The sequence below is a fragment of the Peribacillus sp. N1 genome, from assembly GCF_054600815.1.
This window is the reverse complement of record NZ_BAAHZO010000001.1, coordinates 1,486,605-1,511,968: the sequence shown is the minus strand read 5'-3', so window position 1 is coordinate 1,511,968 and position 25,364 is coordinate 1,486,605. Positions and strand designations below refer to the sequence as shown.

The window sequence follows — 25,364 nt, the reverse complement described above, 5'->3', positions numbered from 1 at the left end:
TATATATCATAACACATGGTATATTTTGTTATATAAATTAATTCAATATTTGGAATTTTAATTGTAAGCGCTTCATTTATATCGATTTTAAAGGGGGATGCAAGCATGCCGGCTAAAACAGGTAAAGAATATATCGATAGGGTAGACAAAGCAAAGGCGAATGTATGGATCAATGGAGAGCAAGTAAAAGATAAGATCAGTCAGCACCCAGCTTTTAAAGGGGTCATGAAAACACAGGCTGAATTATATGATTTGCAGCATGATTCCGCGAAAAATGACATCATGACTTATATTTCACCAACTTCAAACGAAAGAGTAGGGACCTCATTCATGCAGCCGCGGACAAAGGGAGACCTTGAAAAAAGGAGGAAGATGTTTCAAGAATGGGCAAGGCATAATAATGGAATGATGGGACGTTCCCCTGACTATATCAACAGTGGGATGATGGCGTACGGTACTGCAGCGGATATGTTCGGCACTCAGGATTCGGCATTTTCAAAAAATATGAAGGATTATTATGAGCTCTGCCGGGAAAAGGATTTGTCGTTGACACATACCTTGATTCAACCACAGGTTAATAGGGGAGTTAGTGCCGCAAAGCTTCCGGATCCTTACATCGCTGCAAGAATTGCTGGCAAGAATTCAGAAGGGCTTATTATAAAGGGAGCCAGATTATTAGCTACACAAGGAGGAATAACGGATGAAATCATGGTTTTCCCTTCGACATTGCTAAAACAATCAGAAGAAGAAAACCCTTATGCATTCGCATTCTCCATTCCAAATAATACACCGGGGTTGAAATTCATCTGTCGTGAATCATTCGACTATGGCAAATCACATTTTGACCATCCACTTGGTTCACGATTTGAGGAGATGGATACGATTATCGTTTTTGATGATGTAGTCGTTCCTTGGAATCGGGTATTTGCATATGGGGATGTCGGCATTTGCAACCAGGCATATAATGAAAGCAATGCAGTTGTTCATATGACCCATCAGGTGGTATCGAAGAATATCGCCAAAACCGAGTTCATTCTGGGGATTTTGCAACTTATGGCGGAAACCATCAATATCGGGCAATACCAGCATGTTCAGGAGAAAATATCGGAAGTCATCATGGCGCTTGAAACGCTAAAGGCTTTCATAACAGCTTCGGAGGCAAACGCGAAATTGGATAAATGGGGAATGATGACACCTGATTTTACACCATTAAACATTGCCCGTAATTATTATCCGAAAATTTACCCTAGATTCAGTGAAATAATGCAGCTTCTTGGAGCTAGCGGCTTAATGGCGATTCCAAATGAAGCCGATTTCAATTCGGAGCTTCGACCGGATTTGGATAAATATCTTCAAGCAGCGAATGGTGGAGCATATGACAGGGTCAAATTGTATCGTCTCGCATGGGATGTATGCATGAGTTCATTTGGATCCAGGCAAACGCTGTACGAAAGATTCTTTTTTGGAGATCCGGTCCGTATGGCGAGCGCTTTATATAACGGCTATGATAAACAGGAATATGTGGATCGTGTCAAGGAGTTCTTGAACCGTACTGAAAACCTTGCAGAAATCAACTGAGCGCGGCAGCAGTGGCAAAACATAATAATTTAAAGGCCTCCCCAATGAAGGGGGAGGCCTTTAAATATGAAATCTTGTTCATTTATGATATCGATCATGGATATTATTCTTTTTATATGTGCCAAAATTACTGAATTCCGTAAGTTCCATGGAGAGTGCAAGATATCTTTTTGAAAAGAGGGATGCCAAATGAGATTCCATCGTTTCGAATAGATGGTCACATACTTTGGTTTTATCACTGTCCTGGCGTCCAGCGCCAATTTTTAGGATGGCATGAACAAAGGCATCATCCTCTGTACCATCGGCAACACGATAATGCTTCAATTCAATGGCCCGGGATCGAATGCCGCCAATTGGAAAGATGGAAGGGTAAGATATCAGGACATCATTCACCTTCTTTAATAAGCCATCAATCTGGATTTCATCTTTGATATTATCCGTATATTCAATAATTATATGAGGCATGTGATTAGTCCCTTCCGTTAATTATGGATTTTTAGATGCGGCCGATCCCTGCCTTCAGTAAATGCATCGTCACCGACTATTGTGCTGATGAGTTTCCCGATTCCTTCAATTTCAGTGATGATTTCATCGCCTACAGCGGTATCCGCCAATCCTTCAGGTGTGCCTGTCAAAATGATATCGCCTGGACTCAATGTCATGAAGCTGCTGAAATATTCAATTAAATCAGCAATGCCGAAAATCATGTCTTTCGTGTTGCCTTGCTGAGTCAATTTTCCGTTGACGTAAGTTTTGATGGCAAGGTTCGAAGGATCTGGAATATCTTCGGCATCGACTAGCCAAGGTCCAATGGGGGTGCAGGTATCGCGATTTTTGACCTTTAAGTTTGGTCGGTAGTAATTCTCCAGATAATCACGTATTGCATAATCATTTGCAATCGTATATCCACTTACATACTTATAGGCTTCTTCCTTTTTTATGTTTTTCGCCTTTTTACCTATGACGACTGCAAGTTCACATTCATAATGCATATAAGCTGCATCAGCAGGCCGTCTTGTCTGCCCACGGTGGCCGATAAAGGTATTGGGACCTTTTAAGAACGCAAGGGGTTCTTCCGGGGCTTTAAAAGCAAGCTCCTTCGCATGGTCTGCATAATTCAGGCCAAGCGCGAAGACAGTTCGTGGTTCCACCGGGGGAAGCCAGACAACATCCTGCTCATTGACAATCCGTCCATCCGCCAATTTGAGCTGGCCATAATATTCACTTGCTGGATGTACGGCACCTGCATAGGCTACACGTGCTCTCTTCATAAAATCCCCTCCAGTGATAGTTTTTCCTCGGAAATGATAGTATTTTCCAAATGCCCGATTTCGTCTATTTCTATTCTGACATGATCATTGGCTTTTGCCAGCGGTGCATTCTCTGGAACTCCAACTAGAAGGACGTCACCCGTACTCAAAGTCATGAAGTCTGTTACATCCTCAATAAGGCGGGATATGGAGCGAATTAGATTTGAAGTTGAATTTTCTTGCTTTAGCTCTCCATTTATATATACACGGATTCCTAAAGAATCGGGGCTGGATATCGATTCCTTGGATACGACCCATGGACCGATCGGGCAAAATCCATCACGGGCTTTATGGCGGATAGCAGGACGGAAAACACTTTCATGTGGAACGCTAATATCATTGGCGATCGTAAAACCTTCTATATAATCCAATGCATGTTCTTTCTTGATTCTTGTAGCCGTTTTACCGATTACAATTCCCAGTGCGGCCCCGATTTCCAATTCAGGTATGCCGTTTGGAAGGGGAACTGGATTTGAAAAAGAAGAAAACGTGTTTCTAGGTTTAATATATAGGATCGGCCCTTTAGGAGGTTCATTATAAGGAGGATGGTCGACCTTTCCCTTCAATGCTTCCAATGATCCTTTATAGTTTAATAATGTTCCATATACCGTTCCTGAAATAGGGTTATCCAAATTGATTTGTGATACCTCATACTTATCACCGTTCATTAATATATAGCGGTTCGACAGTATTTCCATTTCTTCCGAATAATCTGACTGTTTGAGTTTCACTCTTGCTTTTGCCATGGACACTCACCCCTTGATTTTATTAATAATCATATATGATATCGTATATGATTATTTGTTTAAGTTCAACATATTTAGATTATTCAGTAAAATCAGACAAAAAATGTTAGAAAAAAGATGGGTTTCAACAGAAAAATGCCTTGAACATTTAGTTAGTATAAAGCTAGAAATCCAAATTGAAAGATTGTGAATGGGGGATGTTCCGATGATGAATGGCAAAGAGTATTTAGAAAGTTTACGAGACGGAAGAACGGTATTCTTGAACGGCGATAAGGTAGATGATGTGACGACACACCCAGCATATCGCAATTCTGCCAGGTCAATTGGCCAACTATATGATGCTCTCCATGATCCGGTTAGTGCTCGGATTTTAACGGCTAAGACAGATGAAGGCCATACTACCCATAAGTTCTTCAAGGCTTCAAAGAACGCAAAAGAGCTGCTTGAAGCAAGGGATGCCATAGCAGAATGGTCAAAATTGAGCTATGGTTTCATGGGTCGTACCCCTGATTACAAAGCTGCTTTTACAGGATCATTGGGACCGTATAGCGATTTTTATAAGGGATTTGAAGATAATGCGAAAAGATGGTATGAAAAAACCACAAGGGACGTTCCCTTCTGTAACCACACAATTATAAATCCGGCAATGGACAGGAATAAACCGCTACATGAAAATAAAGAGGTATTTGTACGTACGGTGGAAGAGCGGGATGATGGAATAATCGTAAGTGGAGCTAAAATGGTTGGAACTTCAGCAGCACTTACGAATTATAATTTTGTCGCGAATTATTCTCCTGTCGATCTTGGGGAAGGGGATAGAAGCCATGCATTGATTTTCTTTGTGCCGATGAATGCGCCGGGATTAAAAATGATCAGCAGACAATCTTTTGAAGAAACGGCTGCGAGGACAGGCACTCCTTTCGATTACCCGCTTTCTAGTCGGTTCGACGAGAATGACGCAGTCATCGTCCTTGATCATGTATTCATCCCATGGGAGAATGTATTTGCCTATAATAATGTGGAAATTGCCAATGGATTTAGATCCAAGACTGGGTGGATGAACCGATATACATTTCATGGCTGTACACGCTATGCGGTGAAATTGGACTTTATGGCTGGGCTTCTGATGAAGGCTACGGAGATGGCAGGAACGAATCAATTTAGGGGAGTACAAGCCAACATCGGGGAAGTGCTTGCTTACAGGAACATGTTTTGGGCAATCTCGACAGCGATGGCTACAGATCCGATGGAAGGGCCGTATGCCACTGTTCTGCCCAATAGCACATACGCAACTGCATATAGGGTGTTTGCACCTATGGTATGGCCAAAGGTAAAACAGATATTTGAACAGGTTGTAGCAGGTAATCTCATTCAACTCCCATCAAGCTCCAAGGATTTTTTAAACCCTGAGGTCTGTCCGTATCTCGAAAAATATTATAAGGGTTCTGGCGGGGTTTCGGCAGTGGAAAGGGTAAAACTGATGAAACTTATATGGGATTCCATCGGAACGGAATTTGGTGGCAGGAATGAATTATATGAAATCAATTATGCGGGTAACCATGAAAATATTAGGCTGGAAACCATGAAAATGGCAGATTCAAATGGACAATCAGATAAATTCAAAGCTTTTGTGGACTTGGCAATGGACGATTATGACCTTCATGGCTGGACAAACGATAAGTGGATAAATGAAGATGAAGGCATTGATGCTGATTTGATCCGGCTCCGAACGAATTAATCTGAGTAGAAAAACGTGAAAAAGAATGGTTTGTATCGGACTCCCACCGGCTTTTCCACCACTGCATGATATGAATGCGTTTACATTTTTATCTTGATAGGTAAGGTATGGAAAAAGTATAATATTATGTAAAAGGAAAGCCGTGGGGAATCATGACGAATCTTTTGAATCTTAAGAATGATGAAGGAGAAATTCATTTAAATGATGAGAGGATGATCCTGACTTCCTCTTCAATTTTCGGTACCCTAAGAAAAGACTTGATCGAGAATATTGGATTTGAAAGAATGAAGTCTTTTTTAATACGTTATGGCTGGAATATCGGAGTCAATGATGCTAATAAGGCACTAAAAGGGGATTTGTCAACGGTAAAGGAAATACTGAGGCAAGGTCCAATCTTACATATGCTGCAGGGTTATACAAAAGTTAATACTACGAACCTGGAATTATCAATGGATAATCAAACGGATGTACACTCTGTAAAGGTGGAAGGGGTTTGGGTGAATTCCTATGAGGCAGAGGAACATATCACCCAGACAGGCATTGCGGAAAAGCCAGTCTGTTATACATTGACGGGTTATGCAAGTGGATTTTATTCGACGGTCTGCGGTCACGAAGTGATTTTTAAAGAAAGTGCCTGTAAGGGAGCAGGGCAATCAGAGTGTAGATACGAAGGTAAATCGATACATTTATGGGGCCTGGAGATTCAAGATGAGTTGAAATATTATAAAACCAAACCGATTGTACAAGAGCTTGCCGTAACATATGAAAAGCTGCTGGAAGAACGCAATAGTTTATCAAAAGTGATGGATATTCATAATTTGCTGACAGAGGAGTTAATTAACGGAAGAAGCCTTCAATCGATAGTGAGGATGGTTTATCAGAAAACGAAAATTCCTTTGTTGATGGAGAATTTCAATAGCAATCAGGTTTATCATGCTGGGTTTCACATAGGGAAGGTAAGGGAAGTCAGGAATCAGCTCAAACTGATGAGGGAAAATGGTCCTGTCACTTTGGAGACCGGAAGAATCGTAAAAGATGGGATGGAGCTGCTTTATACTCCCATAACGTTACAAAATAAAACTTACGGCTATTGTGTTTTTGCGCAATCGGATCCGGTTGAAGGAAAAACGAACCTGGAAATCAATCGAATGATTCTTGAAAGGGTTTCCATGACCGGTTCCTTATTCCTCTTAAATGAGAAAAGCAGTTTTGAAGCCCTTGAAAGGGTAAAAGGTTTATTTCTTGAACAAATATTAAATGGAGAGTTTGCTTCCAGAGAAGAAATAATTAAAAAAAGCATGTATTTAGACGCTTCATTGGATCATCCTTTCACCATTGCGTTGCTTGGCTATGATTTTTCCTCCGATCGGGGGACAGCGAATGACTATTTCATTCAGCAGAAAATCATCGAAGAGATTTATAGTTTCTTTTAAAAGCGGAATCAAGTTGTCTTAACAGCCTTAAGGGATGGTAATATCGTATTGCTTATACCGATGAGTCCGGGAACTGAATATCAGCTTCGCACCAAGGAATGCATCAATCACTTATATACTGTTTTTAGCGGATATAACTTTAAAATGGGTCTTAGCACAATAAGTGATGAATTGGAACGGGCTCACGAGGTTTTTCAAGAAGCTTTAACCGCATTGAATATGAATGAAGGAACTTGGGATATTATCAAATTTGAAGAAGTAGATCTGCTATCCATTTTAATGCATACGGGGAGTACTCCAGCGGTACTAAAAAAGGCAGAGAAAATGCTGGCTCCTTTATTAATGAAAGATGACCCAAAAATGAAGGAATTATTGAAAACGCTTTATGTATTCCTGCAATGTGGTGGAAATCTTGAATGCAGTATGAAAGAATTGAACATTTCAATGAGTGGTTTACGGTATCGGATCAAAAGACTTGAAGAGCTGCTTTCCTGCCAAATAAGAGATCCTAAAAGTGCTTTTCAATTATATGCATCATTTGAAACTTTGTTGAAGGCGAAAATGATTACCATTGGTTGATAGGATTCAATCCCTTGTTGAAAATGGAAATGTCGAATGATACATATACCAAGATGACTTTACTGTAATGAGCTTTGGGCGATAGTGAAAAATAATCTACCATATAATCTGGCGGGTATGCTCCAAACATAATAAGAGTGATAGAAAAGGCATGGAAGTTCTACTTCAATTGATTTATTTGCTTGTAAGCAGGGCTATGGGTATAATAAGTAGAGTAAATTCCTTAGTAAGTTAAGCTATTTTTGGAGGTAAATTCCGTGAAAATTACAATAAAAGATGCTAGCAAATTCGTCGAACAAGAAGTAACCATTGGAGGCTGGCTTGCCAGCAAACGTTCCAGTGGGAAAATTGCTTTCCTTCAAATCCGTGATGGCTCTGGTTTCATTCAAGGTGTGGTCGTGAAAGCTGATGTGGGTGAAGAAATATTCGCTCGTGCGAAATCGGTTTCGCAAGAGTCATCCTTGTATGTAACAGGTGTCATTCAAAAGGATGAACGCTCGCCGTTCGGTTTTGAGTTACAGGTGAAAGATATTGAAATCATTCATGAATCATTGGATTATCCCATTACACCTAAAGCGCATGGTCCTGAATTCTTAATGGATAACCGCCATTTATGGCTGCGTTCAAAACGGCAGCATGCAGTCATGAAGATCCGTAATGAAATAATCCGTGCTACATATGAATTCTTTAATGAAGAAGGTTTCGTTAAAGTGGATCCCCCAATTTTAACTGGAAGCGCACCAGAGGGAACGAGTGAATTGTTCGCGACCAAGTACTTTGATGAGGATGCATACCTTTCACAAAGTGGTCAGCTCTATATGGAAGCGGCTGCCATGGCACTTGGGAAGGTATTTTCATTTGGACCTACCTTCAGGGCAGAAAAATCCAAAACAAGACGACATTTAATCGAGTTCTGGATGATTGAACCAGAAATGGCTTTTATCGAATTTAAAGAAAACCTGGAGGTTCAGGAGCAATTCGTTTCTTCGATCGTCCAATCCGTATTGAAAAACTGTCAGCTTGAGTTGAATACACTGGGCCGTGACATAGCGAAGCTTGAACAAATTCAAGCTCCTTTCCCGCGTATTACATATGATGAGGCCATTAAGTTCCTTCATGAACAAGGATTTAATGATATCCAATGGGGTGATGATTTTGGGGCTCCGCACGAAACTGCGATTGCGGAAAGTTATGATAAGCCCGTTTTCATAACTCATTACCCAACTAAAATCAAACCTTTTTATATGCAGCCAGACCCTGACAGGGAAGAAGTCGTTCTTTGTGCCGATTTGATCGCTCCAGAAGGATATGGAGAAATAATTGGCGGTTCAGAGCGGATTCATGATCAGGAATTGCTAGAGCAGAGAATCAATGAGCATGGCTTGAGCGAGGATGCTTACAAATGGTATATGGAATTAAGAAAATATGGCTCTGTACCGCATTCAGGCTTCGGTTTGGGATTGGAACGTACCGTTGCATGGATCAGTGGAGTCGAGCATGTCCGTGAAACCATCCCGTTCCCACGCCTATTAAATCGATTATATCCTTGATTCCGTAATGAAGCGGTTATCTTGCCATATTTGGCAGATAACCGTTTTTTGTTAAAATTATAAACTTATTCGGGGAGCCGTATTCATGTTATACTTAACCAGAGGTGTCCAAAAACATGAATAAAGAACATTTATATGCGTGGTTTAAGGAAGGAACGATAACGATTCCATCCTTTTTGCTGACTAACTATAGTACAATGGGACTAAATGAACAAGAAATGGTCCTTTTATTACAATTGCAAAGCTTCATAGATAAAGGTAACCATTTCCCTGCACCATCCCAGCTTTCTGACCGAATGACATTGCAGGAAACGGAATGTCTATTCTTGATCCAGCGTTTGGTCCAAAGGGGATTTATTGAAATGATGGTTGAGGATAGCCAAGAAATCGGACAGGAAAAATACTCGTTGTCTCCACTTTATGAAAAAATGATGGACTGTTTCTTGAAAACTTTGAAACAGACAGAGTCTGCTGAAATCCAAAAAGCGGGGGAGAGCCTTTATACGATTTTTGAACAGGAGTTCGGCCGCCCTTTATCTCCTTATGAATGTGAGACATTGGCAATGTGGATGGAGGATGACCATCAACCCGAAATCATTAAGTCAGCTTTGAGGGAGTCTGTCATTTCCGGAAAATTGAATTTCCGATACATTGATCGAATTTTATTCGAGTGGAAAAAGAATGGAATTAAAACCTTGGAACAGGCAAGGGAGCAAGGACAAAAATTTAGAGTTCACCAAAAGAGGGACCGAAAGACGGAAAATGCACGACCATTGAAAGATGTGCCTTTCTATAACTGGCTCGAGCAGTAATGTAAATTGAAGGAGAACCAATATGTTGAATAAAGCTCAAATTCGATATTGTCTGGATACGATGGGTGAAATGTTTCCGGATGCCCATTGTGAGCTGAATCACTCCAATCCATTTGAATTGGTGATTGCTGTTGCCCTATCAGCTCAGTGTACGGATGTATTAGTCAATAAAGTAACGAAGGATTTATTTCAAAAATATAAAACGCCTGAGGATTACATAAGCGTTCCGATAGAAGAGCTGGAAAATGATATTCGCTCAATCGGTTTGTTTCGTAACAAGGCTAAGAATATACAAAAGTTGTCGCGCATGCTGATCGAAGAATACGATAAGGAAGTTCCCAGAGATCGTGATGAGCTTGTTAAATTGCCTGGCGTTGGCAGAAAGACGGCGAATGTAGTCGTTTCTGTTGCTTTTGATGTGCCTGCGATTGCTGTGGATACCCATGTAGAGCGTGTTTCCAAGCGTCTGGGATTATGCCGTTGGAAGGATAGTGTCCTTGATGTTGAGAAAACGTTGATGGCTAAGATACCAAAGGATGAATGGTCCGTTACGCATCACCGCCTGATATTCTTTGGACGCTATCATTGCAAGGCCCAGTCACCAAGATGTGAAACCTGCCCGCTTCTTGAATTATGCCGTGAAGGAAAAAAAAGAATGAAAAGGAAAGAAGCCAATTGACGCAGTCCATATCATTAAAAGTCCCTGAATTATTGGACCACCCTTTGTTTTTCCCTGAAAAGGAAACCCTCTTGGAAAAAGAGCGTTTTGCAGGTTGGAGTGGAACGATCCCATTCGAGGCTTTTCCGTATGAGTTACTTTATTATAATAATGTTGAGGCTTATGCTCCTTGGTCTATGGGGGCATTGCATATAAAGGAACTGCTGGAAAAATGGAAGGGAATTGATTCAGAATGCAGTTTGCTATTTTCCGAGCGAAAAGTGGGGCAGACTTTGTTACTCATGAAGCAGGGGATCGGTTTATTTTTAACCGCAATCTTCTGGATGCATGGAAAGCCAGTGGTTTTGAGTGATTTACGGGCAAAAATAGAATCCTTTACCAATATTCCGGTGAACCTTGCTGAAAGGCTTTCTTTCATCCTTGCTAGACCCGCTTTTTTTCATTCATATAGACAGCTTAGTGAGTTGTTCCGAGAATTTGAAAAGCAATATGTGAAGTTCATGATCAAAAATAAGAACATCCAAAAAAACGTCTAAGCTTTTAGCTTAGACGTTTTTTAAGTCAATCTTTATATATATTTATTCCGTATCTTTGTTTGGATCTGGGTCCGGGTTAGGGTCAGGGGTCTCGACTGGTTTTTCCTCTTCTACCGTTCCAGGGTCAGTGGCATCATCCCCGCCTTCGACGTCCTCATCACCACCATTATTGCCATTTCCATTTCCATCATCAGTGTTGTTGCCATTACCATTATTATCGTTGTTGCCATTACCGTTATTACCATTATTGCCGTTATTTTCGTCATTTCCATTATTTCCATTATTGCCGTTTTCGCCATTGTTATTTTTGTCTTCGTCTTGCTTATCTTCCTCGCCCTCAGCAGGCGTTTCTTGTTCAGGATCTTCACCTTCGGCCGGATCTTTAATCTCCTCGTCCTCAGTATCCTCAGGAGCTTCCGCTTCAGCAGGTATTTTGACTGATGTGCTCGCAGGATCACTTTGTTGGTTATCCACTAAAGCTACCACTGAGAAAGTATATTTACTACCAGGGGTTGGATTAGGGAGCGTTAAACTAGTATCCTTCGATTTTTTTAATACGCTCTCTGCTCCGCCATCAACGGACATCTTAACCTCGAATTGGGTATTCCCATTTCCTTTAGGATATGACCATGAAAGATTGATTTCATTGCTTTCCTGGTTGTAAGAAGCGTTAATGCCAGGTGAGTCGATTTTTTCATATTCTGTCGTCACTTGTGTTGGCTCGTGACCTTTAACATAATATTCATAAGTGATTTTACTGCTTGGTGTATATTCATTGGCTTTAACAGCTGGATTCGAACCTTTGATGACTCCAACCTTCACAACACTGTCAGGTTGATCAAAGTCTTTCGTTTCTTTTGATTGAGCCATATGTTCCATTAAATTTTTAAAGATGGATTTAGGGATTCTTTGAGATGATTCACCCAGATATTCCATTTGCTCACCAGATGCATTATCATAACCAGCCCAAACCGCGACTGTATAATTGGTTGTATAACCTGCCATCCAGCTATCTTTTACACCGGAAGATGGGATGTTGTTCGCTGCACGCTGCTCAGGCGTGAAATTGGTTGACCCCGTTTTACCGGCTACCGGAAGACTAGGTATATTGGCTAACCTTCCTGTTCCATAAGGTTCTTTCATGACGCTTTTCAACATGTCCGTAACGATGAAAGCTGTGGAATCTTTCATGACCGGTTTTGATTCCGTCTTGTTTTTGATGGTTGTTTTATCACGTAAAACAATCTTTTTCACACTATGCGGTTCATTATAGATACCGTTGTTTCCGAATGAACTGTATGCACCGGCAAGTTCAAGTGTTGAAACATCCTTACCGCCGCCCAATGCTGCAGATTCGGTAATTTCCTTGTCAAAAGGAATGCCAAGGTCAGTGGCGAAATCACGTGCCCGGTCCAAGCCGACTGCTTGAAGCGTTTTTAAGGCAGGAATATTTAATGACCGTGCCAGTGCTTCACGAGTCGTTACAGTACCATAATGTCGTCCGGAAGCATTTTTAAGCGGTGTTCCATCACTGTATCTATATTCCTCATCCTTGATTTGATGGTAAGTGGACCAATTTAAATATTCTACGGCAGGACCATAATCCAGAATCGGTTTAATGGTCGAACCAGGTGATCGCTTGGCATCCGTTGCATAATTCCAGCCGCGTTTAACCGTCGTGTTCCTGCCGCCGCCCACTGCTTTAATTTCACCAGTTTCTGTATCGAGTAATGTGACTCCTGCTTGGAGATCTTTACTTGGATAATTGATGATTTCATCACTGTTCAACATGTTATAGACATATTCCTGGGCATCTTTATCAATGGTCGTTTGGATTTCCAAACCATCGGTAAAGACGTTATAGTCACCCATATCCCCGACTTCCTCAATTACCAAATCGATGAATGCATCGTATGCGGTCGTATCGATTTGGCTCTTATCGATTTCTTGAAGTCCTTCTGTTATATCGATGCTTTGTGCATTTTTCATTTCCGTTTCGGTGATATAACCATGTTTATTCATTAAGTGCAGGACAATATCACGGCGTTCTTTCGCACGTTCAGGGTATTTATACGGGTCATACCTGCTTGGGCTTTGCGGTAATCCTACAAGCATGGCCGCTTCGTTCAATTTCAATTCGCTAAGATCTTTTCCATAATAAGTTTGCGATGCAGTTAAGATCCCGTTGGCACGGTTTGCAAAGAAAATCTTATTCACATACATTTCGAAAATTTCTTCTTTTGTATATTTTCTTTCAAGCTGTATGGATAGCCACATTTCCTGGACTTTCCTTTTAATGGTTTTATCAGGTGTTAAATAAGAACGCTTGATAACCTGCTGGGTCAATGTACTTGCACCCTCTGAGCCGAATCCGTTTTTGACGTTGGCTATGACGGCACTGCCCAGACGTAAGAAATCGACCCCGTGGTGTTCATAAAAGCGGGAATCTTCCGTTGCCAGGAAAGCTTCTTCGACAAGATCGGGTATGTCTTCATAATTTACATAATCCCGGTTTTCCTTTCCGATTTCAGCTAACAATTTACCATTTTCATCGAGAATCTTGGATGTGACCGGATCTTTCAAAAGCTTTTCGTCAAGTTTTGGAGCGTCGCTTATAAAGTAAGCCATTGCAGCTCCTCCGGCAACCAAGCCTATTATTCCGATTGTAACAAGTATAAGGAAAATGCGCTTAAGCATATTGGTTGGCTTTTGAGGACCTTTCTTCGGTCCCTTTTTTTGTGTCTGCCCCTGCTTTCGGCGTTCTTCTCTAGTATTATATTTTTCAGCCATTACAGCTAACCTGCCTTTCTAAAAAAACTAAAAATTTTCTGAGATGAGCGAATCTACTACTTTAATATAGTCAATTCTCGGTTGAAAGCCAAGAGTAATCTTTCGTGAACTGCTTTCAACCTCTTGAAGAGTTATAGATTTGCGTCCGCCGTCTTTCATTCTCTTCCAATAAAAACTCAGTTGTTCAGAACTCATTACATATATATCATCCATTGCGGAAAACCGAATGATCACAAATGCAATTCCGTCATGCTGAACGATATGTTTCATATGTTCGATTTGATGGTCATGAAAATTCTTCAGAGGGAAAGAACTGCTGTTTTTCGTCTCCTTTGCCTCAAAATCAATGTACTTTCCTTTATAAACACCATTGTAATCGGTGGTCGATGCTTGTTTGAAATAAGCTTCTTTAATGACTGCAGCACTTCTTTTCGGATAGTGGACATCGACAATTTGAATGGGTGTCGGTTTTTTATGGATGACGGCAATGCCGTGTGCTAAATAATACTGATTGGTTTCGTTCAAATCGTCTTCCAATGTTTTTCCCCGGTTGCTGTAACTGATTTTTTTAAGTGGGCTTTTCTTTTCTTCCATAGCCTGCGGTACAAATCTTCGTCCGTTGGGATAATGAAATGCCACTTTTACCCCTCCTTTTTTTCACTTATCTATATTAGCAAAAAAAGAATCCAAAATGTGAATAAAAAGAATTGTTTCTTAGAACGATAGGATTTATGTACAACTATATGTCACAATTCATCTCTATAGAAAGGCGGACACATAGATGCGAATATTAATGACGGAAAAGCAATTGCTACATTCCATAAAAGCCCAAACCGCTAAAGGAAATAGGGATAATATATCAAGGACAAAGGCATATGAACGATTTTTCAAAATGCATCCCGAAATACAATGGTCTTTTTTAGCGGGGATGGTTTCTAGAAATGCAGGCTGGAATATGTGTGATCTTGAAGGGATTTGGTTTTCCCATTTGCTTGGCCAGAAATACAGGCATCTTTTATTCCTGACGTATGAAGAAGCCAACTGGAGAATATTCCAAGATGCTTATCCGCAATTACTTCTCTATCATTATTCGACGAAGTATGGACGTCCTTTGTTTCACTTATGTCATTATTTTTTTATTACCAAATTCATGACGAACGAATGGTATTCCTTTTGGAAACATGGAAATCGGGAAAAATTAGTCACTGCGCTCATCATAAATGAACAAAACATCATAGAAGAACCGGTTATTAAAAAACAATCTTTCGTATTTCATTCTCTCTTATTTTTCCTGCAGGACTGGATGCATTTTAGCACGGTTTTATTTCCTGCTTGCAATGGAGAACTATATGGATCGTCCGTTTCGCATTTTAGAAATATCGATAAAAGGATTGAATTGGGGAAAAGGTTGGCCGGCCTTTTATTTTCTGAAGATTTGTTTCCGCTATTCTATGAATTTTCCTGCAGGACAGAACCAACGGGTGCCAGATATGATTATGAACAATATCGAAAAAATCCTAGGTACCATGAAACCCCGATGCTGAGGGGAGTATATCCATTGATTCATCATCAAGCAGGAATGACAGAGCAATGGGATATGAAAAAAAAGGTTAAAAAAAAATGGTTCATTGAACCCAAATGGGAAGAAGACCCGCATTTGACCGATTGGTATGACCTTAAACAAAAGCAGCTACATACGGCAGCAATGATTAAAAATTGGATATTATAATAGCAAACAGGGAAGGCGTCATGTAAGCCTTCCCTGTTTTATCAGTCAGTATTTATGTCTTACGTAGAGGGGCGGTTTTCTCCGCTAAGCTTCGGATTTCCCGTTCCTGCCTTTTTAGTGGGCGGCTTTTGTCGTTTTTCGTTTTTTTGCTGTCTGCTTTCATTCGACTGCATAAAATCACCTCCTGTCTGTATTCTTGTTTAAAACTTCATTCTTCATTCTGCCATTGTTGTCGAAGGGCATAATAAATTAAGCGAATTGCACTTTCTTTGCCGATTCCCTTCTAGTTTTGTCAGTCATGAAGGGCTTTCTGATAAAAAAAAGAATAGTACAGGTAAAGAATGGGAGGGATCAGCATGGTCAATAAAAGTGTCGCAACAGAGGAGATATTAAGGATGATAGCTGAGATCAGTACCAGCCTGGATCGTTTGGAAATTTCATATGGGGAAACTGTAAATACAGTGCGGTGCAAACTATGGGCGGAGCAATATACATTAGTTAACGAAGCCCAGGAAGCCATTGAGAAAGCCGAGGATTATTGGGTGAATGCTGAAGGTGTAAACCATTCCTTTTCCATTGTCCCGAAAAAAACAATAATAAAGCACAATGTTCTCACTGAATTGCACGTATAAGCCAGAGGAATATCATTTTATAATGAACTGGATTATAATAAGGGAAACAATTGTGCGGAGGAATATATTGTGCAAAAAGAAAAACTGCAGCTATTAACAGAACAATTAATAAAATATACGGACCAAGTGGATGATATCTATGAGGGTGTACGGAAGGAAGGAAAGGAAAAGGATTTTTTTTCGGAAGTCAAGCCGTTTGCAGACCAGGTAAGGACCGCATGCATCGAATGGGAAACCGGAATGAAGGAGTGGATGAAAGAAACTGAATTTAGGCATCTTTTCCCCGAGCAAATCGAACAAACCGCCCATAACCTTTCTGATGTGGCCGTACAGGCATTTTTTCCAAAAACAAGTTATAAGCGATTTAAAAGCCATGTTCAATCGGTGGAATTCATCCTTAATAATGTAAGAACGGAAATCAATCGGATTTTATCATAAAAATACCTACACTTTATTCCCCTTTTTTTCATATATTATCAGAACCATGTAATGAAAAAAGAGGAGGGCTCATTGACATGATGAGATCCGGTTTTAACCATATCTCCCCAAATCAAGGACAGTTTCCTCAATCAATGACGGAATATTGGGGAGGGTACCAGCAGCCAATGCCGTATCCTCCGCCCAATAATCATAATCATGAACAACCATTTATGTATCCATATCATCTCCAGGATACAGGGGGCTATATGACACCATATCATGATCCTTATCAGCAAGCGGCCTATCATCCATTCCAACCTGTCCAGCAGCAGGCGATGCCTGTGGGAGCTTATCCGGGCAGCAGTGTAATGCAGCCAATGGCACAAATACAGCCAATGGCACAAAGTCAGCCAATGGCACAAATGCAGTCAATGGCACAAATGCAGCCAATCCAGTCCAATCAGCAGCCGCAAGCTTTTAGCCCGTTCGCCAATCCGCTCCAGCCAGCTAAAAGACCTCCGCAAGGTCAGCAGCAGGCTCATAATCCATATCCTAAGCAACAGTTCATGCAAAAACCCCAGCCATCGGGTTTCAAATCGGTCATGAATCAATTCAAAACACAAGATGGCTCGATGGATATAACGAAGATGATGAATACAGCTGGACAAATGATGAATACAGTTTCTCAAGTATCTTCAATGGTCAAAGGAGTAGGGGGCTTCTTCAAAGCTTAGATGGTGAATAAAGGAAAAGCAGACTTACAAGTGACCCAGCCACTTTTTTAAGTCTGCTTTTATTCATGTCTAATGGATTTCAATCCGATTCCCCCTGATTTTGGGTAGCTGAAGCGTGAGAATGCCATCGCGATGTCGAGCGGTGACTTTTGCTTCATCAATGGGTTTTGGAAAAGAAATGGTTCTTGAAAGAGTACCTGCTGAAACTTCTTTTTGAAACATTCCTTGATTTTTATGTCTTCTATCTACTTGCTTTGCAGTTATGGTTACAGCATGGGCCAGTACATCAATTGATATTTGGCTGCGTGCAATTCCAGGCAAAGTGGCGGTAAGTGTATATTCTGAATGCGTTTCGTGAACATCAACCGGAAAGCTGCGTTCTTTCGCCGAACCGAAGAAATCGTCAAGAGATTGCAGCATGCCTTTAGGAGGCCTTTCGGAAAACAGCCGATCCATTTTGTTAATGAAGTGGGTAAAGGGTTCTATTCTCCGATTATTATTTTTTTCAGAAGAGGTCATCACGGTGCTCCTTTCTAAAAAATTCCTTTGCCTATAGGCTATGTGAGGAATTAAGAAATGTGAATGCGCTGTTGGGTTTCAGATAAAGGACTATAGGGAATAACGTTACTGAATGATTAGAAAAGGAAATGAGGGTTTTATATGAAAGATAATGGCAAGCTTTCCTACATAGATACCGGGAAAGGAAATAAAACATTGTTGTTTATTCATGGATTTTGTGGAAGTCATGAATACTGGAGTGACATCATTACTGAATTAAAGGCTGATTACCGAGTTATTGCCGTTGATTTACGGGGGCATGGTGCAAGTGAGGAAATAGGGGAATCTTTCTCGATTGATGATATGGCTGCTGATATTGCGTCGTTACTGGACGAACTGGAAATCGCAAAGGTATATATGTTTGGTCATTCGCTTGGGGGATATATCACCTTGGCGTTCGCAGAAAGGTTTCCTGGGAAATTGTCAGGTTTTTCATTGGTACATTCTACAGCTTTGCCGGACGATGAAACTGGAAAGGCTGGGCGCTTAAAATCTGTCGAGAAAATCAAAAGTGAAGGAATTCCCGCTTTCATTGACGGACTTATACCAAAGCTTTTCTCTAATCCCGAAGATTCCAATATTGAACAAACTAAGGAAATCGGATATAAAACAAGTGAAAGCGGTGCGATAGGGTCTTTACATGCCATGAGGAACAGAATAGACAGAAATCATGTACTCAAAGACACAAAGCTGCCTGTCTTATTGGTTGCAGGTGAAGAGGATAAGCTAATTCCCGTTGAAAAAACCTTTTCTGCAAAAGGGATCCATATCCATGAAGTTATACTTAAGGGAAGTGGCCATATGGGAATGCTGGAAGCTCCAAGCAGACTACTCGAAGAAATCATTCGCTTTGCCGAAAAGAATTAAATGATAAAAGACCGAGCTGGAGACGGGATGTTGCCGTTTCCAGCTTTTTTTTTTGAATAGGAAATAGTTTCCCTTTTGCATAGAACGTTCATTCGGTAGAATAGGAGTATGAGGTGGTTATATGAAACTGCGAAAAAATTTACAAGAAGTTATTAAGGATTTAAAAACTAATGAGGATTTTAAAGATAACATCGTACATTGGCAAGTAATTGAAGCGAAAGAGGCAAAACATGTCCCTTTTCCCGCTGCAATGAATGATAAGATCAAGCATGCTCTTGAAATACGGGGGATAAATGGGTTATACACCCATCAGGCAACTGCATTCGACACTGCTGTCAGTGGCAATAGCCTTGTGGCGGTCACACCAACAGCTTCTGGTAAAACATTATGCTATAATTTGCCGGTCCTACAAAAAATACTGGAACATGAAAAAACCAGAGCGCTTTATATATTTCCGACAAAAGCGCTAAGCTATGATCAAAAAAGCGAATTGAATGAAATGATTGATGAAATGGATGCTAATATAAATAGTTATACATATGACGGGGACACACCTTCAAACATCAGGCAAAAAATCCGCCAGGCAGGGCATATCGTGATCACCAATCCTGATATGCTCCATTCGGGAATCCTGCCCCATCACACGAAATGGGTCTCTTTGTTTGAAAACTTGAAGTATGTGGTCATTGATGAACTTCATATTTACCGCGGCGTTTTCGGAAGTCATACAGCCAACGTCATAAGAAGGTTAAAAAGGATCTGCAAGTTTTATGGAAGCGACCCTGTTTTCATCTGTACTTCCGCTACGATCAATAACCCAAAGGAGTTAGCAGAAGAGCTTACGGAAAAACAAATGGTCCTGATCGATAATAACGGAGCCCCAAGTGGGAAAAAGCATTTTGTATTTTATAATCCCCCAATAGTCAATAAACCGCTCAACATACGAAGGAGTGCGGTATTGGAAGTCAGGAAGCTGGCAAATGAATTTTTGAAAAATAAAATACAAACCATCGTTTTTGCGCGAAGCAGGGTTCGAGTGGAAATTCTATTGACATATTTACAGGAACTTGTATCAAAGCAATTGGGGCCAAAATCGATCAGGGGCTATCGAGGCGGATATCTGCCAACACAGCGTAGGGAAATTGAACAAGGCCTCAGGGATGGTTCCATTTATGGGGTGGTTTCCACAAATGCACTTGAGTTGGGTGTCGATATCGGTCAGCTTCAGGTTTGCATAATGACAGGTTACCCTGGATCCATATCGAGTGCCTGGCAACAGGCTGGGCGAGCAGGAAGAAGGCATGGTGAAGCATTGATCATCATGGTCGGCAGTTCCAGTGCCCTTGATCAATATATCGTACAACATCCCGATTATTTCTTTACCAGAAATCCAGAAACTGCAAGAATCAATCCGGATAATCTTTTGATCTTGGTTGATCATGTAAAATGCGCAGCATATGAGCTGCCATTTAAAAAAGGCGATACTTTTGGGAAAACAGAGATTATCGACGTTCTTGAATTCCTTACGGAAGAAAGGGTCTTACACCTAAATGGGGACAAATGGCATTGGATGAATGATGCTTTTCCCGCAAGCAATATCAGCCTGCGCTCAGCGGCACAGGAAAATGTCGTGATCATCGACCAAACGAATGCACCGGTTAATCGGGTCATAGGGGAAATGGATACTTTCAGTGCAATGACCCTTCTTCACGATGAAGCCATTTATTTGCACCAGGGTATTCAATTTCAGGTGGAAGAACTTGATTGGGATGAAAAGAAGGCTTATGTACGTGAAGTCAATGTGGACTATTATACGGATGCTAACCTTGCTGTTCAATTGTCTGTATTGGAAGTCGATAAACAGCGAACTTTCGCTTCCACAGCAGCTGCTTTTGGTGATGTCGCAATCCGGGCGATGCCTACGATCTTCAAAAAAATCAAATTCGAAACTCATGAAAATATTGGTTCAGGTCCAATCAGTCTCCCTGAGATGGAACTGCATACGAGTTCGGCCATGCTTTCCATGGATCCTGATATATTTAAGTGGGACGAAAATCGAATAGAACAAGGAATGATAGGTGCGTCGCATGCACTTAATTACATGATTCCGCTATATGTTATGTGCGATCCGCATGATATTCATGTTTATCCGCAGGTTAAAGCAGCGCATAATGAAAAACCGACCATTTTTATCTATGATAGTTATCCGGGTGGCATAGGGTTAAGTGATAAAGTATATGAAAACTCTGAAGTCATTTTGCTGGAAACAATATCAATGATTGAAAATTGCACTTGTGAGAGCGGCTGCCCTTCCTGTATCGGTACGGAATCCGCAACGAAAACAGCCAAGAGTGATGCCAAACAATTATTAGGTCAATTTTGTAAGCAAAAACATTAATAGATTGCATTGATAGGAGAAAAGAGGTGTAATTTCATGTCTTTAAAAAATAAATTGAACCGTATGAAAACGCATATGAACCTAGGGAAACAACCTTCTCCTGTAGAAGAAAATGACCAGAAAGTGAATGAAGAAATTCCTTACTTTGAAAAGTGGCTTGAGAACGATACCGTTTCCTTTCATTTCGACGGTGACTATTGTTTCATTAGGGAAGTCCGCTACCCTATAAATCACATACACGGGTTATATGAATTTTCCGAGCTGAAAAAGGTCGTAAAAGAGTGGAATCAAACTTCATTGGAGCATCCACTTTCCGCCAGGGGCGTTAAAAGTGAAGATCTGTTTTTCTTCGATACGGAAACGACAGGACTAGGAGGCGGAGCCGGCAATACCATTTTTTTACTAGGGTATGCCTATTTAGAAGGTGAAGAAGTAGTCGTGAAGCAACATATCCTTCCGCAGCCTGGAAGTGAAATACCGCTTTATCAAAGCTTTTTGGAAAACATCAATTACGAAACACTTGTCACTTATAATGGTAAGTCCTTTGATTGGCCACAGTTAAAAACGAGACATACCTTGATAAAGGAACATGTGCCAAAACTACCGGAATTCGGACATTTCGATTTGTATCATGCTTCAAGACGCCTATGGAGAAACAAATTGGAACGAGTGAAATTATCAGCTGTCGAAACAGATATTCTAGGTGTACATAGGGAGGATGATATTCCTGGATATTTGGCACCGATGATTTATTTTGATTTTGTTGAGAGGAAGAATCCGGAAATACTGTTTGGAATCATGAAGCATAATGAATTGGATATCTTATCATTGATCACTTTGTATATTCATTTGTCCCGAAAAATCCTCCAAATCGATGGATATACGGAAGAGTCCATGGAAATTGCACGATGGCTTGCTTATTTGGGGAAAAAAGAGGAGTCAGTTGAGACATATCAAAAAATATTGGAAGCGGGTAATGAGGAAGATCGGATTATAGCTGGCCATGCATTAGCCTTCCAGAAAAAGAAGCAAAAACAATTCGATGAAGCTTTGGAAATTTGGAAGGAAGTCGCCTTAAAAGGGAATGTGCAAATTAGGGTACAGGCACAGATTGAATGTGCGAAATTATACGAACATCAATTTAAGGACGTCGGTCATGCTCTAAAATGTTCAATAATCGCGCATCAAGAGATGGTTAGGGAAGGGACCGCCCTGGGGAAAAAACAGTTGGAATTGGAAAAGAGGATCCGGCGGCTCGAAAAGAAAGAGGAATCAAAGGATATTTCTGTATAAGATTAGGGAGTGAGAAACTTCTTTTAGTGCAAAAGGCCGAAAATAAAAAATATGTATACATTTATTGTAGCCTTCAACTATTGTGTGTAAAATGGAAAGAGTTGAGGGTGAAATTCCGAAGCGTTCATTTCATGCCTTTACATCATATAAAATTAAGGTGAAAGCGGAGCGGAGAAATGTATAAAACGACTTTATTTCTATTTTTTGTAGTTCTTTGTTTAACGATAGTTTTGTTTACTTCATTAAAAGACAGTCTCTATTCCTTTTTATAGAAAATCCCTCATTTCATTTGACGGTTAGCCAGATATAATAATGCTAGTGTACTTATTGACAGCCATCCATCGTTTTATACTTATTCTGTATAAATAGGTCATTTCATCAGTACACGTATCCCCTTTTTTTCATAGTCTGTAATGGTAAGACTAAACTTATCATGATGAAAGGGGACGTATTATAAATGTATTTTCGTAATTGTGGAGGAAATAACCCCAATGTAATGGGAGCATCCAACAATGTAATGGGTGCATCTAACAATGTAATGGGTGCATCTAACAATGTAATGGGCGCATCTAACAATGTAATGGGAGCATACGGGAACGCACCTGGAGTAATGGGCGCATCAACCGGTAAAAACTCCAACGTAATGGGAGCGTCAGCTGGTAAAAACTCTAACGTAATGGGAGCCTATAGTCCATCTGCTGTATCTCCAGCGCAATATGGTCCATCGGCTGTGTCTCCAGCGCAATATGGTCCAACCCAAACATCTCCATCTCAAGTTGCCCCAGCGCAAGTCTCTCCAACACAGCAATATGTCAATACGAATGTATCGAACACAGTGATCCCTGTCGTTCATCCATCACATACTACAAATGTCAATAAACATGTGAACACGTATAAGCATTATTTCCCGCATACTCAATCCGTGGTGAACGAGTGCTATAATCAACACTTGATTTGTGGCAGGCCGCCGCAAAACCCATGCTGTCCACCTAAGCATTTCGGATACTAAAAAATAAGGGCTTATTAAGCCCTTGTTTTCATACATAATCATGTTAAAGGAGATTAGCCAAGAGATGAAGGTTTTGTATATGACGGGCTACAAAGCTTTTGAATTCGGGATATTCAAAAATGACCATGAAGCCGTAAAATATATAAAGAAAGCGATGAAGGAGCGTCTCCTGCCATTGGTGGAAGACGGGCTGGAATGGGTGATCATCTCAGGTCAGTTGGGTACGGAACTATGGGGTGCCGAAGTGGTGTTCGAATTACAGGAAGAATATCATCAGCTTAAATTAGGGGTGCTTACTCCTTTTCTGAAACAGGAAGAGTCATGGAACGAGACGAATCAAGATTACTACCGATCCATATTGGCCCGTGCCGATTTTGTCGAGTCCATTTTCAACAAACCATATGAAGGGCCACAACAGCTGAAAACCAAAAATAGGTATATGGTCCATAAAAGCGATGCCATGCTCATCATTTTCGAAGCTGAAAAAGAAGGATCAGCCCGATATCCTTATTTCGAGGCGATGAAAAAGGCGGAAACACAGCCATACCCCATCTTTCAGATAAACTTTGATGATCTGCAACTGGCTGCGGAAGAAGCCAGCTGGTCCGAAGAATGATGGAGTGAAAATAATTATGGATTAAAAGTTGTTTCTAAAGCATAATCATATTATGATGAAATTTAGATACAGATTTAATGGGATTACATATCGTTCTCTGAAACAGTAAGCTTACAAAATGGTGTTTCGTTGACAAACCCAAGCAGATTTGAAAAAATAATAAAAAGTCGATTGTATTGGCGAAAGTATTGAGGTGAAGTCTTATGCTATCCGATAAGATAAAATTAACGGCTAAAGATATTCTTGAAAAAGATTTTAAAACAGCCATGCGCGGTTATAAACCTGAAGATGTGGATCAATTCCTGGATCTGATCATTAAAGATTATGAAGTGTTCCATCAGGAAATTGAAGATCTTAAACAAGAAAATCTTAAATTGAAAAAACAAGCCGAAGAGAGTACAAAACGTCCAAATCAACCTGCTCCCAGTGCCACTCCGGGAACCACTAACTTTGACATCCTTAAACGGTTATCCAACTTGGAAAAGCACGTTTTTGGTAACAAGCTTTTTGACTGAGATTTTGCATTGTAAAAGTGAAAATGATTTTGGTATTGTGTTTTCGTGAATAATGGAGTATAATCAATTATGTTATGTTAACGTTTGGGTAATTGCTGCTGCATTTATGCAGTAGAGGAAAGTCCATGCTCGCACGGACTGCGATGTCCGTAGTGTTCGTGCCTGGCGAAAAAATAAGCTTGGGCAGCAATCTTGGATTGCTGACGGCTGGGAAAATGCCTAAGTCCTTTTGGATATGGCATGAATACCTATAAAAGTGCCACAGTGACGTAGCCTTTACAGAAATGTAAAGGGTGGAACGAGGTAAACCCCACGAGCGAGAAACCCAAATTAATGGTAGGGGCGCTTTCTTCCTTGGAATTGAACGAGGAGAAGGACAGAAGCATATGCTTCTGTAGATAGATGATTACCGCCGAAGTACGAGACGCGAGTCGCTTGCAGTACTGAGGAACAAAACATGGCTTACAAAACGTTATCATATAACACCAAAAGCACAACTCTCCTTTTAAAAGGAGAGTTTTTGTTTATGGAGAATGCATTATAATAAAAAGATTGGGCATTTCCATTTATTTTTCGTTTTCTGAAACATGGCTGTGTTAAACTTAAAACTTGGCAAGTTTTTCATTGCGTTCGAATGATTAGGAAAATGGCTTAAATGAAGTCTGTCGGTAACGTTTTTAAAAATAGTGTTGGAATGTTAAGCATTTCTTTGATTCTGGGTATCCTATTTATAAAGGTTCCTTATTAGCCCTAAAATGAAGGTATCAAAACAGAACTTCAAACTTCAGGATAATGGATGGGAAGCATACATAATTGGTCGGATGATTTAATTGCAGCATGTA

The 25,364-nt window shown here is 40.5% G+C and carries 24 protein-coding genes, 1 other RNA gene and 1 pseudogene; 20 read left to right on the top strand and 6 right to left on the bottom strand.

Features of this window, described 5'->3' with window-relative positions:
• The first annotated feature begins 105 nt into the window (after nucleotides 1-105).
• A complete protein-coding gene (hpaB, locus tag ACYP5M_RS07215; protein WP_434167311.1) occupies nucleotides 106-1,578 on the top strand; it encodes a 4-hydroxyphenylacetate 3-monooxygenase, oxygenase component in 1,473 nt (490 codons plus the stop codon).
• A 78-nt stretch (nucleotides 1,579-1,656) separates the two neighbouring features.
• Here hpaB and ACYP5M_RS07210 read toward each other — a convergent pair whose 3' ends face one another.
• From ACYP5M_RS07210 to ACYP5M_RS07200, 3 genes are read right to left on the bottom strand one after another with little or no spacing between them, the layout of a single operon-like run.
• The gene (locus tag ACYP5M_RS07210; protein WP_230176936.1) at nucleotides 1,657-2,043 is read right to left on the bottom strand and encodes a 5-carboxymethyl-2-hydroxymuconate Delta-isomerase; all 387 of its coding nucleotides are present in this window, start codon (nucleotides 2,041-2,043) and stop codon (nucleotides 1,657-1,659) included.
• 17 nt (nucleotides 2,044-2,060) lie between these two features.
• Nucleotides 2,061-2,849, bottom strand: coding sequence for a fumarylacetoacetate hydrolase family protein (locus tag ACYP5M_RS07205; RefSeq protein ID WP_434167310.1), 789 nt, complete (start codon nucleotides 2,847-2,849; stop codon nucleotides 2,061-2,063).
• Nucleotides 2,846-3,634 carry a fumarylacetoacetate hydrolase family protein gene (locus tag ACYP5M_RS07200; protein ID WP_434167309.1) on the bottom strand — a complete coding sequence of 263 codons (789 nt, stop codon included), beginning with the start codon at nucleotides 3,632-3,634 and terminating at the stop codon, nucleotides 2,846-2,848. The genes ACYP5M_RS07205 and ACYP5M_RS07200 overlap by 4 nt, the downstream gene beginning before the upstream one ends.
• Before the next feature lie 205 nt (nucleotides 3,635-3,839).
• Here ACYP5M_RS07200 and ACYP5M_RS07195 point away from each other — a divergent pair, with 205 nt between their 5' ends.
• The 8 genes and pseudogenes from ACYP5M_RS07195 (at nucleotide 3,840) to ACYP5M_RS07160 (ending at nucleotide 10,961) form a co-directional block, all read left to right on the top strand.
• The gene (locus tag ACYP5M_RS07195; RefSeq protein WP_459734835.1) at nucleotides 3,840-5,372 is read left to right on the top strand and encodes a 4-hydroxyphenylacetate 3-hydroxylase family protein; all 1,533 of its coding nucleotides are present in this window, start codon (nucleotides 3,840-3,842) and stop codon (nucleotides 5,370-5,372) included.
• 152 nt (nucleotides 5,373-5,524) lie between these two features.
• A complete protein-coding gene (locus ACYP5M_RS07190) occupies nucleotides 5,525-6,805 on the top strand; it encodes a XylR N-terminal domain-containing protein (protein WP_459734834.1) in 1,281 nt (426 codons plus the stop codon).
• A gap of 21 nt (nucleotides 6,806-6,826) precedes the next feature.
• A pseudogene (locus ACYP5M_RS07185) lies at nucleotides 6,827-7,015 on the top strand (hypothetical protein); the annotation flags it as partial.
• 9 nt (nucleotides 7,016-7,024) lie between these two features.
• The gene (locus ACYP5M_RS07180; RefSeq protein ID WP_459734907.1) at nucleotides 7,025-7,384 is read left to right on the top strand and encodes a helix-turn-helix domain-containing protein; all 360 of its coding nucleotides are present in this window, start codon (nucleotides 7,025-7,027) and stop codon (nucleotides 7,382-7,384) included.
• A 257-nt stretch (nucleotides 7,385-7,641) separates the two neighbouring features.
• Nucleotides 7,642-8,934: an asparagine--tRNA ligase gene (gene asnS, locus ACYP5M_RS07175; RefSeq protein WP_101222380.1), complete on the top strand. Its 1,293-nt coding sequence runs from the start codon at nucleotides 7,642-7,644 to the stop codon at nucleotides 8,932-8,934.
• A gap of 116 nt (nucleotides 8,935-9,050) precedes the next feature.
• A complete protein-coding gene (locus ACYP5M_RS07170; RefSeq protein ID WP_101222379.1) occupies nucleotides 9,051-9,746 on the top strand; it encodes a DnaD domain-containing protein in 696 nt (231 codons plus the stop codon).
• A gap of 22 nt (nucleotides 9,747-9,768) precedes the next feature.
• Nucleotides 9,769-10,425 (top strand): endonuclease III, encoded by a 657-nt coding sequence (nth, locus tag ACYP5M_RS07165; RefSeq protein WP_459734833.1) that lies wholly within the window; start codon nucleotides 9,769-9,771, stop codon nucleotides 10,423-10,425.
• Entirely contained in the window at nucleotides 10,422-10,961 is a 540-nt protein-coding gene (locus tag ACYP5M_RS07160; RefSeq protein WP_459734832.1) for a YpoC family protein, read from the top strand. The genes nth and ACYP5M_RS07160 overlap by 4 nt, the downstream gene beginning before the upstream one ends.
• 42 nt (nucleotides 10,962-11,003) lie before the next feature.
• On the opposite strand, the gene ACYP5M_RS07155 is transcribed toward ACYP5M_RS07160, so the two are convergent.
• Together ACYP5M_RS07155 and recU are read right to left on the bottom strand one after the other, a co-directional pair.
• Nucleotides 11,004-13,751 (bottom strand): PBP1A family penicillin-binding protein, encoded by a 2,748-nt coding sequence (locus tag ACYP5M_RS07155; protein WP_459734831.1) that lies wholly within the window; start codon nucleotides 13,749-13,751, stop codon nucleotides 11,004-11,006.
• 27 nt (nucleotides 13,752-13,778) lie between these two features.
• Nucleotides 13,779-14,390, bottom strand: a complete 612-nt coding sequence (gene recU / locus ACYP5M_RS07150) for a Holliday junction resolvase RecU (protein WP_459734830.1) — start codon at nucleotides 14,388-14,390, stop codon at nucleotides 13,779-13,781.
• A gap of 142 nt (nucleotides 14,391-14,532) precedes the next feature.
• Here recU and ACYP5M_RS07145 point away from each other — a divergent pair, with 142 nt between their 5' ends.
• The 4 genes from ACYP5M_RS07145 to ACYP5M_RS07130 all read left to right on the top strand — a co-directional run bounded on the left by ACYP5M_RS07145 (nucleotide 14,533) and on the right by ACYP5M_RS07130 (nucleotide 17,266).
• Nucleotides 14,533-15,480, top strand: a complete 948-nt coding sequence (locus ACYP5M_RS07145) for a DUF2515 domain-containing protein (RefSeq protein WP_260358978.1) — start codon at nucleotides 14,533-14,535, stop codon at nucleotides 15,478-15,480.
• A 356-nt stretch (nucleotides 15,481-15,836) separates the two neighbouring features.
• Nucleotides 15,837-16,112 carry a hypothetical protein gene (locus tag ACYP5M_RS07140; protein WP_101222373.1) on the top strand — a complete coding sequence of 92 codons (276 nt, stop codon included), beginning with the start codon at nucleotides 15,837-15,839 and terminating at the stop codon, nucleotides 16,110-16,112.
• Nucleotides 16,113-16,181: 69 nt separating this feature from the next.
• The gene (locus ACYP5M_RS07135) at nucleotides 16,182-16,550 is read left to right on the top strand and encodes a YppE family protein (protein ID WP_157830997.1); all 369 of its coding nucleotides are present in this window, start codon (nucleotides 16,182-16,184) and stop codon (nucleotides 16,548-16,550) included.
• 77 nt (nucleotides 16,551-16,627) lie between these two features.
• Nucleotides 16,628-17,266 (top strand): YppG family protein, encoded by a 639-nt coding sequence (locus ACYP5M_RS07130; protein WP_452444960.1) that lies wholly within the window; start codon nucleotides 16,628-16,630, stop codon nucleotides 17,264-17,266.
• Between the two features lie 69 nt (nucleotides 17,267-17,335).
• Here ACYP5M_RS07130 and ACYP5M_RS07125 read toward each other — a convergent pair whose 3' ends face one another.
• Entirely contained in the window at nucleotides 17,336-17,785 is a 450-nt protein-coding gene (locus tag ACYP5M_RS07125; protein ID WP_101222371.1) for an Hsp20/alpha crystallin family protein, read from the bottom strand.
• Between the two features lie 141 nt (nucleotides 17,786-17,926).
• Here ACYP5M_RS07125 and ACYP5M_RS07120 point away from each other — a divergent pair, with 141 nt between their 5' ends.
• The 7 genes from ACYP5M_RS07120 to rnpB all read left to right on the top strand — a co-directional run bounded on the left by ACYP5M_RS07120 (nucleotide 17,927) and on the right by rnpB (nucleotide 24,992).
• Entirely contained in the window at nucleotides 17,927-18,691 is a 765-nt protein-coding gene (locus tag ACYP5M_RS07120) for an alpha/beta fold hydrolase (RefSeq protein WP_434167304.1), read from the top strand.
• A 121-nt stretch (nucleotides 18,692-18,812) separates the two neighbouring features.
• A complete protein-coding gene (locus ACYP5M_RS07115) occupies nucleotides 18,813-21,089 on the top strand; it encodes a DEAD/DEAH box helicase (RefSeq protein WP_434167303.1) in 2,277 nt (758 codons plus the stop codon).
• 36 nt (nucleotides 21,090-21,125) lie between these two features.
• Nucleotides 21,126-22,382: a ribonuclease H-like domain-containing protein gene (locus ACYP5M_RS07110; protein WP_434167302.1), complete on the top strand. Its 1,257-nt coding sequence runs from the start codon at nucleotides 21,126-21,128 to the stop codon at nucleotides 22,380-22,382.
• Between the two features lie 457 nt (nucleotides 22,383-22,839).
• Nucleotides 22,840-23,391, top strand: coding sequence for a CotD family spore coat protein (locus tag ACYP5M_RS07105; RefSeq protein ID WP_459734829.1), 552 nt, complete (start codon nucleotides 22,840-22,842; stop codon nucleotides 23,389-23,391).
• A 64-nt stretch (nucleotides 23,392-23,455) separates the two neighbouring features.
• Nucleotides 23,456-24,007, top strand: coding sequence for an SLOG family protein (locus tag ACYP5M_RS07100; protein WP_101222367.1), 552 nt, complete (start codon nucleotides 23,456-23,458; stop codon nucleotides 24,005-24,007).
• A gap of 203 nt (nucleotides 24,008-24,210) precedes the next feature.
• On the top strand, nucleotides 24,211-24,522 hold the full coding sequence (gene gpsB, locus ACYP5M_RS07095) for a cell division regulator GpsB (RefSeq protein WP_061463822.1): 312 nt from the start codon (nucleotides 24,211-24,213) through the stop codon (nucleotides 24,520-24,522).
• A gap of 80 nt (nucleotides 24,523-24,602) precedes the next feature.
• Nucleotides 24,603-24,992: RNase P RNA component class B (gene rnpB, locus ACYP5M_RS07090), an RNA gene on the top strand.
• Nucleotides 24,993-25,364: the final 372 nt, after the last annotated feature.

What these genes read in the sequence shown, in the direction of transcription:
- hpaB (WP_434167311.1), top strand. Translation starts at nt 106, where the DNA reads ATGCCGGCTAAAACAGGTAAAGAATATATCGATAGGGTAGACAAAGCA.
- ACYP5M_RS07210 (WP_230176936.1), bottom strand. Translation starts at nt 2,043, where the DNA reads ATGCCTCATATAATTATTGAATATACGGATAATATCAAAGATGAAATC.
- ACYP5M_RS07205 (WP_434167310.1), bottom strand. Translation starts at nt 2,849, where the DNA reads ATGAAGAGAGCACGTGTAGCCTATGCAGGTGCCGTACATCCAGCAAGT.
- ACYP5M_RS07200 (WP_434167309.1), bottom strand. Translation starts at nt 3,634, where the DNA reads ATGGCAAAAGCAAGAGTGAAACTCAAACAGTCAGATTATTCGGAAGAA.
- ACYP5M_RS07195 (WP_459734835.1), top strand. Translation starts at nt 3,840, where the DNA reads ATGATGAATGGCAAAGAGTATTTAGAAAGTTTACGAGACGGAAGAACG.
- ACYP5M_RS07190 (WP_459734834.1), top strand. Translation starts at nt 5,525, where the DNA reads ATGACGAATCTTTTGAATCTTAAGAATGATGAAGGAGAAATTCATTTA.
- ACYP5M_RS07180 (WP_459734907.1), top strand. Translation starts at nt 7,025, where the DNA reads ATGAATGAAGGAACTTGGGATATTATCAAATTTGAAGAAGTAGATCTG.
- ACYP5M_RS07170 (WP_101222379.1), top strand. Translation starts at nt 9,051, where the DNA reads ATGAATAAAGAACATTTATATGCGTGGTTTAAGGAAGGAACGATAACG.
- nth (WP_459734833.1), top strand. Translation starts at nt 9,769, where the DNA reads ATGTTGAATAAAGCTCAAATTCGATATTGTCTGGATACGATGGGTGAA.
- ACYP5M_RS07155 (WP_459734831.1), bottom strand. Translation starts at nt 13,751, where the DNA reads ATGGCTGAAAAATATAATACTAGAGAAGAACGCCGAAAGCAGGGGCAG.
- ACYP5M_RS07145 (WP_260358978.1), top strand. Translation starts at nt 14,533, where the DNA reads ATGCGAATATTAATGACGGAAAAGCAATTGCTACATTCCATAAAAGCC.
- ACYP5M_RS07140 (WP_101222373.1), top strand. Translation starts at nt 15,837, where the DNA reads ATGGTCAATAAAAGTGTCGCAACAGAGGAGATATTAAGGATGATAGCT.
- ACYP5M_RS07130 (WP_452444960.1), top strand. Translation starts at nt 16,628, where the DNA reads ATGATGAGATCCGGTTTTAACCATATCTCCCCAAATCAAGGACAGTTT.
- ACYP5M_RS07125 (WP_101222371.1), bottom strand. Translation starts at nt 17,785, where the DNA reads ATGACCTCTTCTGAAAAAAATAATAATCGGAGAATAGAACCCTTTACC.
- ACYP5M_RS07120 (WP_434167304.1), top strand. Translation starts at nt 17,927, where the DNA reads ATGAAAGATAATGGCAAGCTTTCCTACATAGATACCGGGAAAGGAAAT.
- ACYP5M_RS07115 (WP_434167303.1), top strand. Translation starts at nt 18,813, where the DNA reads ATGAAACTGCGAAAAAATTTACAAGAAGTTATTAAGGATTTAAAAACT.
- ACYP5M_RS07110 (WP_434167302.1), top strand. Translation starts at nt 21,126, where the DNA reads ATGTCTTTAAAAAATAAATTGAACCGTATGAAAACGCATATGAACCTA.
- ACYP5M_RS07105 (WP_459734829.1), top strand. Translation starts at nt 22,840, where the DNA reads ATGTATTTTCGTAATTGTGGAGGAAATAACCCCAATGTAATGGGAGCA.
- ACYP5M_RS07100 (WP_101222367.1), top strand. Translation starts at nt 23,456, where the DNA reads ATGAAGGTTTTGTATATGACGGGCTACAAAGCTTTTGAATTCGGGATA.
- gpsB (WP_061463822.1), top strand. Translation starts at nt 24,211, where the DNA reads ATGCTATCCGATAAGATAAAATTAACGGCTAAAGATATTCTTGAAAAA.